The sequence below is a fragment of the Acinetobacter chengduensis genome (assembly GCF_003664645.1).
In the GTDB taxonomy this organism is placed as follows: Bacteria; Pseudomonadota; Gammaproteobacteria; order Pseudomonadales; family Moraxellaceae; genus Acinetobacter; species Acinetobacter chengduensis.
Map to the genome: position 1 here is coordinate 96454 of NZ_RCHC01000010.1, position 13960 is coordinate 110413.

The 13960-nt window shown below is 41.1% G+C and carries 9 protein-coding genes; 3 read left to right on the plus strand and 6 right to left on the minus strand.

Annotated elements, in window-relative coordinates:
- Positions 1-47 precede the first annotated feature (47 nt).
- The 6 genes from D9K81_RS10595 to pilG all read right to left on the minus strand — a co-directional run bounded on the left by D9K81_RS10595 (position 48) and on the right by pilG (position 8657).
- Positions 48-506, minus strand: coding sequence for a hypothetical protein (locus D9K81_RS10595; RefSeq protein WP_120375133.1), 459 nt, complete (start codon positions 504-506; stop codon positions 48-50).
- On the minus strand, positions 499-5040 hold the full coding sequence (locus D9K81_RS10600) for an Hpt domain-containing protein (RefSeq protein ID WP_120375132.1): 4542 nt from the start codon (positions 5038-5040) through the stop codon (positions 499-501). Before D9K81_RS10600 ends, D9K81_RS10595 begins: the two co-directional genes overlap by 8 nt.
- Before the next feature lie 174 nt (positions 5041-5214).
- Positions 5215-7287 carry a methyl-accepting chemotaxis protein gene (locus tag D9K81_RS10605; RefSeq protein WP_120375131.1) on the minus strand — a complete coding sequence of 691 codons (2073 nt, stop codon included), beginning with the start codon at positions 7285-7287 and terminating at the stop codon, positions 5215-5217.
- A gap of 46 nt (positions 7288-7333) precedes the next feature.
- Positions 7334-7870 (minus strand): chemotaxis protein CheW, encoded by a 537-nt coding sequence (locus tag D9K81_RS10610; protein ID WP_120375130.1) that lies wholly within the window; start codon positions 7868-7870, stop codon positions 7334-7336.
- 6 nt (positions 7871-7876) lie between these two features.
- Complete coding sequence (locus D9K81_RS10615) at positions 7877-8245, minus strand: response regulator (protein WP_120375129.1); 369 nt, start codon at positions 8243-8245, stop codon at positions 7877-7879.
- Positions 8246-8273: 28 nt separating this feature from the next.
- Complete coding sequence (gene pilG / locus D9K81_RS10620; RefSeq protein WP_106985073.1) at positions 8274-8657, minus strand: twitching motility response regulator PilG; 384 nt, start codon at positions 8655-8657, stop codon at positions 8274-8276.
- 289 nt (positions 8658-8946) lie between these two features.
- On the opposite strand from pilG, the gene D9K81_RS10625 reads away from it, so the two are divergent.
- From D9K81_RS10625 to D9K81_RS10635, 3 genes are read left to right on the plus strand one after another with little or no spacing between them, the layout of a single operon-like run.
- On the plus strand, positions 8947-9591 hold the full coding sequence (locus tag D9K81_RS10625) for a hypothetical protein (RefSeq protein WP_120375128.1): 645 nt from the start codon (positions 8947-8949) through the stop codon (positions 9589-9591).
- A gap of 49 nt (positions 9592-9640) precedes the next feature.
- Complete coding sequence (locus D9K81_RS10630) at positions 9641-10768, plus strand: efflux RND transporter periplasmic adaptor subunit (protein ID WP_120375127.1); 1128 nt, start codon at positions 9641-9643, stop codon at positions 10766-10768.
- 23 nt (positions 10769-10791) lie between these two features.
- Complete coding sequence (locus D9K81_RS10635; RefSeq protein WP_120375126.1) at positions 10792-13896, plus strand: efflux RND transporter permease subunit; 3105 nt, start codon at positions 10792-10794, stop codon at positions 13894-13896.
- Positions 13897-13960 lie beyond the last annotated feature (64 nt).

The window sequence follows — 13960 nt, forward strand, 5'->3', positions numbered from 1 at the left end:
AACAAAAAAGGAATTCCGTAGAATTCCTTTTTTTATGCTTCATAACATTACGATTGAAGCTGACTTTGGATGTAGTTCATATTCGGAATATGAAAAACCTTCTCGCCCATGCGCACATATTGGAAAATTGCAGGATCCGTTAATGCTTGATCTTCATCTACAATTTCAGAAATACGTAGACGAATAGTTTTTGGCATTTCGTCGCACATCAATGCAAAGCGTTGCTGTACGTCTTCACCTTCAATCACCAACGCTACACCAGATTTTCGTTCTGGTTGGTTCACAGCATATACAGGTAGTTTTAATTCATGCCATTGCACGAATTGAACTTTGGTTTCGCTATCCAGTGCAGACAAAATGATGTTTTGAGGTAAAAGCATCGGCTCTTTACCGTGACATTCAATAATATACGCATCAATAAACCCTGTAGAAACAGTAATTAAATGCTGTAATTCTTGCTGGTTAATTTTATCAGCTACTGCACTTACCGAAGTTTGTTCAGTCATAGATCAACTCCTGTTTTTCGGCAATCAATGCCTCAATGTTGGCAAGCAATTCCGCTTCTTGGAATGGTTTACCCATATAGTGGCTGACGCCTAAACTGAACGCACGCTCACGGTGTTTTTCACCCGTACGCGATGTGATCATAATAATTGGCAACTCTTTGTGGATCTCGTGATGTCGAACCAAGTTGGTTACTTCGAAACCATCCATACGTGGCATTTCGATATCCAGTAACATCAAATCTGGTCTTACATTTTCAAGCTGCTCAATCGCATCTACACCATCTTTAGCAGTAATAATGTCATAACCTTGACGCTCAAGCAGACGTGAAGTTACTTTACGTACCGTTACGGAGTCATCGACAATCATTACGAGGCGACGCGCATTGCCATGGCGACCCAATTCACGCGAATCAGAAACGTTTTTAAGGCGCTGCGTGGTTTGAATCTGACGGGCAATATTTTGACCATCCAAAATCAAGCAGACTTGACCATCACCCAAAATAGTTGCACCCGCAATCGCACCAATAGTTGAGAACTGCTGACCAATTGGTTTTACAACAATCTGAGCGCGTGAACCAATTAATTGGTCAACCAATAATGCAATGGTTTGACCACTGTTACCTTTAATTAAAAGCACAGGCAATGAATGCGAAACATTACTTAAACGCGGTACAGGTTGGTTCGATACAAATTCAGATAAATAACGCAACTTGTAGTTTTCATTATCAATCTTGAATGTATCTGCTTTGCTGTTGAAGTAACTTTCTAAAGCAGATGGTGAAATACGGACAATACGGTCAATTTGCGCCAAAGAAATCGCAAATTGTTGATCGCCTACTTTCACCATTAAGGCATCACTTACAGCAACCGTGGTTGGTACACGAATGGTAAAGGTGGTTCCTTTACCTAATTCTGATTCAACACTAACATGACCACCTAAAGCTTTAATTTCACTCTGTACAACGTCCAGACCGACACCACGGCCAGAAATCTGAGTCACTTCCTTCGCGGTACTAAAACCAGGATGGAAAATCATCTGTAAGATTTCTTGCTTGTCGAGCACTTGATCAGCCTTAATTAAACCTTGGCTAAGTGCTTTTTCTTTAATTTTGCTCTCATCAATACCCTTACCATCGTCGCTAAATGAAACAAGGACATCCGTACCTTGACGGCTGATATTCAGAACAATATGACCCACTTCTGGTTTATTCAGTGCAATACGATCCGTCGTTTCTTCCAAACCGTGGTCAATTGCATTACGTAGCATGTGTTCAAATGGTGTGACCAAACGCTCTAAGATCGTACGGTCTAATTCACCTTCGGTGTTTTGTACAACCAACTCTGCTGGGCGGTTTAAGGTGGTCGACGTTTGACGCACAATACGCTGTAAACGAGGTAACATGCGTGAGAATGGAACCAAACGAGTACGCATCAAGCTTTCTTGAATTTCTGCCTGAATACGTGACTGTTGCAATAACAGGCCTTCGGTATCACGAATTTTTTCTGACAAAGTGCTCTTGAAGTCGACCAAATCCGATGCAGACTCGGCCAATGATTTTGACAATTGGTTTAAGGACGAATATTGGTCCATCTCCAATGGGTCAAAGTCTGCATAGCGTGAATTTTCTGTCCCATGCTTAGCAAGAATTTGTGATTCAAGCTCACCGTCCATTCGACGCAACTGATCGGCCAAACGCTTAATGGCCAATTCCATCTCGTTGAGCGTATTACCAAGTTGTCCCAGATCCATCTCAATACGCGAACGGTTAATTGAGTTTTCACCAGACAAGTCAATCATCTTCTCAACCAAATCAGCTGAGATACGAATCATTTCATTGCTGTTATCGGTCGCTAATGTATCTGTCCACTCACCTTGCATTGAAGGTGGCTCAAAACCATCACCCTGAATAAATTCAAAGCTACGCGTACCAGATGCTTGACCCTCTATACCACGACGGCTTGGTAACTGAGCAGTAACATCGACATATTCAATCGATTCTAAGCTACGCTTAATACTATCGAAGTTGCTGTAATCTTTCTCAAAGATCCCTTGCTTCAACCAGCTGAGCGTAGTTTGTAGTAAGTCATCGTAAACATTCGAGTTAAAATGATGAACCGCGAATTGCTCAAACGTTGTTTCCAACTGATAAGCAACAGCTGCGACTGGCTCATTTTCAACCATGCGCGCGCCACCTTTAATACTGTGGGCTGCACGTTGTAATTGAAGCAAAATACTACGGTCACTACGCTGATCAAACCATTGAATTAATAATTCAGCAGCTTGTTCCAGAATTTCTTCAGCTTCTTCCAGAAATGTTTCTTCAACCACTGAACGAAGTTCATCGTCTTCAGCTTTAGGCTCAGCAGTCGTGTTTGATTCCACCGCTTCTACTACTGGTTGAATGTCCGCAAGCGCTTCAAATTCAATTGCCTCAATTGAAACAGTAGGTGCTTCAAACTCAACTTCAACAGTTGGAAGCTCCTCAACTGGTGCAACATTTGGCTCAATTTCCACAGCTTCTGGCGTAGAAGCCACTGTTGTACCCGATTCAACTTGACCTTGCACAATGCCATGAATATGCGTGAGGATGTCCACCGCTTCAGTGGCAGGATAATCAATACCCGATTCACGAATCGTCTGAATACGGTCAGAAATATCATCTTGTACCAAACGGATCACTTGTACCAATGGCACAGTGGCTTGTATTTGACCACGAATTACACGTTCATAAATTGATTCAAGCTCATGTGCAATCAGACCAATATGCGTTGCTGAAATCATGTTTGCACCGCCTTTGAGCGTGTGCAAATAGCGCATTAAATTATTTAAAGATCGAGTATCTGTCAGATCTTTATTCCAAGTATTTAAATCACTATCAATACCTGCCAATAATTCATCAGCTTCTTCAAGGAAGATTTCAAGCAAGTCTGGATCAAAATCAGTATTTGAATCTGCAGATTGAAGCTTCGAACGGTCTTTTGCCAATTTTTGACTTAATGTCGCAAAATCGATACCTGTCGTGCTGGTTTCTGCTTGCGCAGTAGGCTCTGTATTGCTCGCCTCAACAGCGATCGATGCAATATTTGGTACCACTTCAAGATGAGTAGCTAAAGTCGGCAATACATTGCTTGCTTCAGCTGTGTCTTCAATATCTTGCTGTACAAATGCAGTTAAATCACTCAGAAGCTTTTGTGCTTCATCTGACAATACCACACGTTGACCTGCAGCCAACGTGTCAAAAAGATGAATGAATTCTTGATGCGCTTGAGCAAATAACTCGTAAGCATAATCAAGATTTAATAGTTGCGGTTTTTGACGTAGGTTGTCATAGCCTGATTTTAGCTCAGTGGTAAACTGATGAATACCGACAGATGCACGATTGTCCGTATGCGCAAGTAACTCGTCTGCTTGCGTGCTCAGTGTTTGTAAATACTCTGGGAACTCAGCTTTAGCACGTGTATCAAATTCAAACTCAGCATCTAATAGCAAATCAATATTTAATTCGATTAACTTAGAGACTAAACCTTGCGGTTGAATATCGGATTCGACACCTTCAGAAGCAAAGCCATAATCATTCCATGCATCATTGAAGGTATTATAAATAGCATCCAGCTGGCTTGTTTCGCCCTGACGTAAGGTATGCAAGAAATCGCGCACAAATTCAGAGTACTGAATTAACAATGCTGTTTCTTTTGAGGTCGAGCCAATTTCTTCTTGAAGCTGTGTTTTAAATAGATTTTCAACTTTAGAGCTTGCTTCAAAAATTTGATCTATTTGTGCCATTGATGAACTACCACGCAAAGTGTGGAGTGCACGAATTAGGCCGTTATAATCCTGAGATTTACTGTCTTCTTGTTTCAAGAAGTTTTCAATTGTTTGTAAATGCTCTTCTGCTTCTTCAATAAAGATAGCAACTGTTTCTTGGAGCAAATTATCTTCAGTAGGAAGTTCAATTGCCACCAAATCTGGTATTTCAAATTCCGTCGCTTCAGTCGTCTCAACTGTATCAAGTTCTAAACCTGTTACATCAGTAGAAGACTTTAAGCTATGTGCCAAAGCTAAGAGCTCTTGCAAGGCTGGCTCAGGGCTTTGGCCATGTTGTATTTGTTGGCCCAATAATACAATTGGACGCAAATCAATGGTCAGCTCGGTGACATTTTTAAAGCTTGGATAAAGCTTATATTGATAAATATTTAAAACTGTTTGAGCATACTGTTGAATCGTTGGGCTAAGCGTAAGCGAACCACCAATTACGCGGTTCAAAGTGTCTTCAACTGTCCACGCCGCCTCACCTGCAGTTTTTGCGCCGACCATACGACCAGAACCCTTAAGGGTATGGAAATGGCGACGAATCGTCGTGAGTAGATCTTTATCTTGCGGTTTGTCCAGCCAATCAGACAATAAATTATCGAGCTCGCCAAAAATCTCCTCAATCTCTTCTACAAAAATCTCTAGAATTTCTGAGTCTTGATCGAGATAGCTATCTTCAGGAAGCGTTGTCGTTTCGACTAAATTTTTTAATATTTCTTTCATAGCTAAGGCTTCTTACGTTTTGCCACCAAGAAGGGTGCTCAAACTTAATTGTGACCATCACGCGAGACCTAACTTTAGAAAAAGTTAAGTTCATCTTGCCGATGCTTAGTCTGTTTCTTTTTGGCATACCCTGCTTAAATGCATGGTATGCCATTTCCCCAAAGCGCTCTAACTTTAGTCTGGAAGCTTAAAGTCAGATACAGAGTCACGTAATGTTTCGGCCATATTTGCCAATTCAGAAACCGAACGCGCAGTATCAAATGTTGCACTCGTTGTTTGCGACGTAATTTCCTGTACAACGTTCATTGTTGTTGCAATATGACCAGCCGATGCAGCCTGAAGTTTTGCAGCATCCGAAATGTTTGCAATCAGTTTTGCCAAGCTGTTCGATACGGTTTGAATTTCGTCTAGGGCTACACCAGCATCCTTAGATAAGTTCGCACCACGTACAACCTCGGCAGTTGTTTGCTCCATCGAAATTACAGCTTCGTTGGTATCTGTTTGAATAGTTTTTACAAGGCCTTCAATCTGTTTCGTTGCAGATGCTGAACGTTCAGCTAGACGCTGTACTTCATCGGCAACCACGGCGAAACCACGACCTGCTTCACCTGCCATCGATGCCTGAATCGCGGCGTTCAATGCCAAGATGTTCGTTTGGTCGGCAATATCGTTAATCAAGGCAACGATGTTACCAATCTCTTGAGAAGACTCACCCAAACGTTTAATACGTTTTGATGTTTCTTGGATCTGTTCACGAATCGTGTCCATACCCTCAATTGAGCGGTTTACAACGTCTGCGCCGTTGGCAGCAATTTGTACCGAACGTTCCGCAACGACCGCTGATTCTTCAGCATTGGCAGATACCTGGTCAATTGAAAGCGCCATTTCGTTAATCGCGGCAGATGCACCTGCAATTTCTTGCGCCTGATGCTCTGATGCTTCTGCTAACTGGTTAGTAATACCCTGCGTGTTCGCAGTATATTGTGCAACTTCTTCTGAAGTTTCTGTAATACGAGATACCAAGTCACGTAACTGATCGATCGCGAAGTTAATCGAGTCGGCAATTGCGCCTGTGAAGTCTTCAGATACTGTCGCGTATGAACGTAAGTCACCGTCCGCTAAGTCAGCAATCTCGTCAAGTAAACGTAAAATCGCGTTTTGGTTACGATCATATTCTTCTTGTAAGCGACCCACACGTTGTTTATCCGATTGACCACGTAAAGACAATAATTTGAATACACAAATCAAGAAAGCAATTAGGGTTAAGATTAACAGCAATGCTGGAAGAACAGTTGACCAACCTGAACCAGATTTAAGGCCATTTAAGTTGTCTAACAGTTTGTCAGATTCAGCAAAAATTGATGAAGACGCCTGACGTACTTTCACAATTTGTTGTGAGTTCTGCAAGATTGTCGCAGCTGCTGATTTTAGTACGTCATCATATTCAGACTTAATGCCTTTTAGTGATTCACGCAATTCAGCATTTTCAATACGTTGTACACCTAATTCTGCGCTACCATTTAACTGTGCATTTAGGTAAGAACCAAATGTTTCGGTGTCGGCACTAAAGTCATCCGCAGATTCACGTGAACTGTCTGAACCTGTAAGTACCGAACTGATCGAACGTAAAATACGTTCTGCAATAAATACCTGGTTTTTTGCAATTACAACCTGGTTAGACGGCATATCTTGACGAGCCATTTGGTCGACCATCAAGTTATATTCAGCCTGAATACCTGGAATCGTTTCACCGATTGCAATGTTCGTATCATAAAGTTGATTAATGATTTTTTGTTGTGAAGAAATCAAATCAATATTTGACGATACTGTTTTCCATTGTGATTCTACAGCTTTTAATTCGTCTGTATTCGCATGAATGTCATTTACTGTGTCTAAGTTTTTAGCAAAACTTTCTTGAGATTCAGTTAATTTTTTCATGGCTTCAGGCGTACCAGAAGCTGTTGCTTCCGTCGCTTGACGCGAAATCGTTTGTGAAAGAAGACGCAATTCACCTAAGCTACGCGTAAGTTCGTTATTACGTGGCACGCTATAGAAAAGGTAAAATAAAATCAGAGTTGCCAGTACCAGTGAACCAACAGCACCGTAAATCAATGGCTTTGACTTTTCACTATCACCAAATACACGCGATAGCTGATCTGTTTGTGATTGAATCTTAGCTAATAAAGCATTGCCACTTGAACGGCCTGCGCTTTCACCTGTATTTTTCTTCTTAAGTTTAAAGCCCATTCAGCTTCTCCCCGATTTACGTCTTCATTCGTTAAATGCGTGACAGTTAATTTATAAATTTTATAGATGCGTTCATATATTTTGGATTTTGCAATAAACGACTGAATAAAAAGACATGCCACTGCTGATTATGCTGGTGAAAATATCCTTGGCAATATTCTTGTAAATTACTGCCTAATTCAGTGTCTTTAGAAAAATAACTCTTCTTATTAAAATGCTGTATACCCAAAACCTGATCAACGACTAAACCAACATAATGATCATTATGACTAATACATAAAACTTTTTGAGTCGGGGTATAGTTACTTCTATGGCCCGTTACATATTGAGCCAAATCTGAAACTGAAAGTAAGCGTCCCCGAATATTCGCCAATCCTTGCACCCAGGATTGGGTGTTTGGAACTGGCGTACACTTAGGCGGATAGATCACTTCGGATACCTCGCCTAAAGGAGCAACAAAATATTGCCCCATCATCTCAAAAGCAATGCCTGACCATCGGTTGACTTCATTCTCGGTTGAAACGTAGTTTTTATTTCCACGTTTCGCAATCCGAAGCAATTCGATAAATCCATTTGCTGCCATAGAGCTTTATCCTACATTGAGGTGCTGTTTTATCACATCAATTAATTGTTTTTCGTCTACAGGCTTTGTTAAATAATCACATGCACCTTGACGTTTCCCCCAAACACGGTCAGTTGCTTGGTCCTTTGTACTCACAATCACAATTGGAATGTGCTTTGTTGTTGAACCACGTGCAATTTGGCGCGTTGCCTGAAAACCGTTCACACCCGGCATGACCACATCCATGAGGACGAGGTCCGGAAGTTCTGCTTGTGCGACTGTTACACCATCTGCACCATTTGACGCTTCAAGAACTTCAAAGCCATGTTTGCCTAAAATTTCTTTGAATCGAAATGTTTCTGTAGGTGAATCATCTACAATCAAAATACGTGTCATGCCTTTCCCCAATAAAAAATAAAACTCATTAAGCAGTTACGTGGTTACGAATCGCATTCAATAATTCATCTTTACTGAATGGTTTTGTTAAGTATTCGTCTGAACCCACGACACGGCCTTTCGCCTGATCAAATAAACCGTCTTTACTCGACAGCATTACGACTGGGATATTTTGATAATTTTGCGAATTTTTAATTAATGCGCATGTTTGGTAACCGTCTAAGCGAGGCATCATAATGTCAACAAATACAATGTCTGGATTTGCTTCTGCAATTTTTGATAATGCTTCAAAGCCATCTACTGCAGTCACAACTTCACACCCCTCACGCTGAAGAAGAGTTTCTGCTGTACGACGAATGGTTTTTGAGTCGTCAATGACCATGACTTTTAGATTTTGAAATTTATCGTCCATTTAAAGACCCTTCCCAAAATATGGATAGATAGAATGCTGGAATTTTATTCGCAGTTACTTTTAGTTAACAGTTGTTGACATTTTTAACATATATTTACTTTCATTTTCAATGAACATTTTCTGCTCAAGCGCACAGTATTTTTCAATACTATTAACAGTTTCACACTTTCCGATGACCAACAATTTATTTTTAGCTTGGAATAGTTTTTAATTCTCTATTTTAAGTCTAATATAGCACTATTATTACTTAAAAATAAGTAATTTAGTCAACTTTATATTGGGGAGCCCAATGCGAAGTAAGTTTAGCGCAAATCACATTTATGTTACTGATAAAAAAATGACTCAGAAACTCATTGCACTCTTAGTATTGCTATCACTTACCCCTCTTACTTTTGCGACTAATTCTCCTCAAAAACCGACTTGGTTTCGTTATTATGATAATAAAGGTGTTGCAAATGTGAGCACCAATGTGACGCCAAACCATATTAAATATGGTTACGAAGCACTTGATCAGAATATGCAAGTGATTAAGCGTAATAGACCTTATAATGCAGAAGCAGATATTAAGCAAGCGCCACAACGTGCGGTTGCAGCCCAAAAATTAGCCGCAGACACACAACTGAAAAGGGCTTATAATAACAGCAGTGTAGCAAGTCAAAAAAAGAAAGAAATGCTCACTGGAATTAGTAAACAACTTGTTTTCCAACAAGAACAATTAAAGCAATTACAGGAAGACCGTATTATGTTTGTTCGACAAGAGCGTGAATACTCACGCAAAGGTCAGCCTGTACCTGCGCCATTACAAAGTACTTTAAATAACAACCAAAAAAATATCGTAGCGAAAAAACAAGATATTCAATCTTTACAAACGCGCTATCGAAATACAGCAGCCGAATACGACAGAATTATAGCCCGCTTAAAAGCGATGGAATAATTCCACCTATTCAATTGCTTCTGTTGACAGCTGAATATAAAGGACGATCATGCAATCAGCACAGCATTCAACGTATATCCCACTTAAACCACAAGCGCGCTTAGCTTCAATTGGCTTAATTTGTTTAAGTCTTGCTTTCGTAGGATGTCAAAAAAGTGAACCCGTTGCCACTGAAAAACCAGTTGCAAAGGTTGAACTTATTCAGCAAGATTTAGTTCGTATTCAGCATGGATCTTCTGTAAGTAAGACAACATTTACAGGCACGATTCGCGCAGTCAACCAAAGCACCATTCAGGCTCAGGTTACGGCGACAGCCACCTCAGTAAATGCCCAAGTGGGGCAAACCGTGCAAAAAGGTCAAGTGTTAGTCCGCTTAAACAACCAAGATAATGCTGCTCGACTCGCTCAAGCACAGGCGAATTTAGCTTCAGCTCAAGCCCAGGCCAATCAGGCTCGTCTTATGGTACAGCGCAAAGAACGTTTGTTACAGCAAGGCTTTGTATCAAAAGTAGAATATGAACAAAGCAAAGTTGATTACCAAGCACAAGTCGAAAATGCCAACGCCCAACAAGCCAGTGTTAACATTGCACGTAAAGCAGATCAAGATGGAACCATCACCAGTCCAATTAACGGTGTGATTACCAAGCGCCAAGTTGAACCCGGTCAAACGGTAGCTGCAGGCACCACACTATTTGAAATTATTGATCCAGCACATTTAGAAATTCAGGCACAGCTCCCTAGCGACGCTCAGTCAGCATTAAAACTCGGTCAAGCCATTGAATATCGTATTCAAGGCAATAATAACCTACTCCATGCAACACTGAGCCGAATTTCACCAATTGCTGACCCTACCAGCAGACAAATTGAATTTTTTGCTCAACCTAAAGAAGCCATTACCTCTTTAAGTATTGGCACTTTTGTTGAAGGGCAAATTTTGGGTTCAGATCAAGTGTCAGGACAACTCATTCCACTGAATACTGTACAAGACATTGATAACAAGCCTTATGTTTGGGTCGTGCGCCAAAATAAAATTGCTAAAGTCAGCATACAAGTATTAGAGCAACGCTATAGCAACAATATTGCTGTGGTGACAGGTTTACTAGATAGCGACCTCGTAAGTCGCGTCAAGTTTAGCGACAATCAAATCCGACAAGATGTCATGATCAGCAAAAACTAAAATAACAAAGCAGGATAGCGGTTATGTGGTTCACCCGAATTAGCGTCAAATACCCTGTATTCACTATTATGATGATGTTCTGTCTAATGGTATTGGGGCTCGCATCATGGCAACGCATGGGCGTCGAAGAATTTCCAGATGTCGACTTTCCTTTCGTGGTGGTCTATACAAACTATCCAGGCGCATCGCCAGAATCAGTTGAATCTGAAATCACCAAAAAGATGGAAGATCAGATCAATACCATCTCCGGTTTAAAGCAGGTCATTTCTAAATCCAGCGAAGGGCTATCAACAATTATTGTTGAATTTAATTTAGATGTTCCCTCTTCTGTCGCGGCACAAGATATTCGCGATAAAATTGCACCCGTAAGTGCTCAATTTCGTGATGAAATTGATGATCCAATTGTCGAACGCTATGACCCCACTGCCAGTGCAGTCATGTCGATTGTGTTTGAATCTAAAAATATGTCTTTGCGTAATCTGAGCTCCTATTTAGATCAGCGTATCGTCCCCCAGCTCAGAACAGTCAGTGGTGTAGGTACAGTCAATTTATTGGGCGATTCACAGCGCCAAATTCGCATTCAAATTGAGCCACAAAAGCTACAAAGTTTTGGCATTGGTATTGATCAGGTGCTCAATACTTTAAAAAATGAAAATATTGAAGTACCCGGGGGCACACTCGATCAAGCCACATCTGAACTGGTGGTCGAAATTAAATCGCGGGTGATTCACCCCCAATCTTTTGGCGACTTAGTCATTGCCAATAAAAACGGTGCACCAATTTTTTTAAAGCAGGTGGCCAAAATTGAAGATAGCCAAGCAGAGATGGAATCGAGTGCTTTTTTAAATGGTAAAGCAGCCGTTGCCATTGATATTTTAAGGAGCTCAGATTCCAATGTGATTCAGGTTGTCGATAATACCCGCAAAACATTGGAACGTATTAAAACCCAATTACCTGAAGGCACAACAGCTGAAGTGGTCGTCGACTCGTCTAAAGGCATTCGAGGCAGTATTAAAGATGTCGCGCGCACGATTGTAGAAGGTGCAATTTTAGCCATATTTATTGTTTTGCTATTTTTAGGTTCATTTCGCTCCACTGCCATTACAGGGCTAACGCTACCCATTGCCTTATTGGGTACTTTAACCTTTATCTGGGCGTTCGGTTTTACCATCAATATGATGACATTACTGGCACTCTCACTCAGTATTGGTCTGCTAATTGATGACGCGATTGTGGTGCGTGAAAATATTGTGCGTCATGCCGATATGGGTAAAGATCATGTGACCGCTGCCCTCGATGGAACCAAAGAGATTGGCTTGGCAGTATTGGCAACTACTCTCACCATTGTGGCAGTGTTTTTACCTGTAGCCTTCATGGGCGGTATTATTGGGCGTTTCTTCTATCAATTTGGTGTAACGGTAAGTACGGCAGTACTCATTTCAATGTTTGTCAGCTTTACGCTCGATCCAATGCTTTCTGCACATTGGGCCGAAAAGCACAATCCAAATAAAAAACCGAATGCGCTACAACGCTTTTTCAACTGGATTTCAGGCAAGCTCGACAATTTAAGCCACCATTATGAAAAACTCCTCAAGCTTGCTTTAAGATTCCGTTTTGTGACTATTTTAGTTGCCGTTGCTTCACTATTTGGCGCATTGGCTTTATCTAAGATGATTGGGACAGAGTTTGTACCTGTGCCCGATAAAGGTGAAATTCGCATTAAGTTTGAAACCCCTGTAGATGCTAGTTTGCAATACTCACAGGCAAAATTAAAACAGGTTGATGCCATTATTCGTGAGCATCCTGAGGTTCGATCAACCTATGGATCGATCAATAGTGTGACAGATCGTGGCAAAAACCATATTAGTATTCGCGTGGGTGTCACCCCTCGCACTGAACGTAAGCAAACCCTCACACAGCTGAACAATGAGTTCCGCCAACGCCTTCAAAGCGTTGCTGGCATTACCATTACTTCAGTAGCATCTGCGGATGAAACGGTTTCTGGCGGACAAAAACCTGTGATGATTTCTATCAAAGGGCCTGACCTTGATGAGCTACAAAAAATTTCCGATCGCTTTATGCATGAAATTGCAAAAATTGATGGCATTGTCGATTTAGAAAGTTCTCTAAAAGAACCTAAGCCAACTTTAGGTGTGCATATTAATCGGGTTGTAGCCAGTGATTTAGGCTTGTCGGTCAATCAGATTGCCAATGTAGTTCGTCCATTGATTGCTGGGGACAACATCACCACATGGAAAGACCCTAAGGGTGAAACTTATGATGTGAATGTGCGATTGTCCGAAGATGATCGTCGCTTACCAACAGATTTACAAAATATGTATATCACTTCGCAAAAAGCAGATGCTACGGGTGTGTCTATACTGGTGCCCCTATCATCGGTGGCACGCTTTGAAGAAACCTTAGGAGCTTCGCAGATTAACCGTCGTGATTTGGCACGTGAAGTTTTGGTTCAAGCCAATACAGCAGGCCGACCAGCGGGTGACATTGGTGCAGATATTAAAAAAGTAGAAGATCAATTTGATTTACCGCCGGGCTATCGCTTTGCCACCCAAGGTGCCAATAAAGATATGGCTGAATCTGCAGGATATGCAATGACCGCGATTACGCTATCCATTGTATTTATCTATATTGTGTTGGGCTCACAATTTAATAGCTTCATTCACCCAGCAGCCATTATGGCCTCACTGCCTCTATCACTCATAGGTGTATTTTTAGCATTATTTTTATTTAAATCCACCATGAACTTATTTTCCATTATTGGCATTATTATGCTGATGGGACTGGTCACCAAAAATGCGATTTTACTGATCGACTTTATTAAAAAGTCTATGGATGAAGGCACTGAGCGCTATGAAGCAATTATAGTTGCAGGTAAAACTCGACTGCGCCCCATTTTAATGACAACCAGCGCCATGGTGATGGGCATGGTGCCCCTAGCACTCGGTTTAGGTGAAGGTGGTGAACAAAGTGCCCCAATGGCACATGCTGTGATTGGTGGTGTAATTACCTCTACCCTCCTTACATTAGTGGTCGTTCCCGTTATCTTTACTTATTTAGATGACTTTAAAAACTTTATGATGCGCCAATTTAAAAAAATCATGTCATAATTTTATCCAACACAATGAGGTGACTTGAAAAATGTACACCTCATTTTTTATTGTATAATCTCAG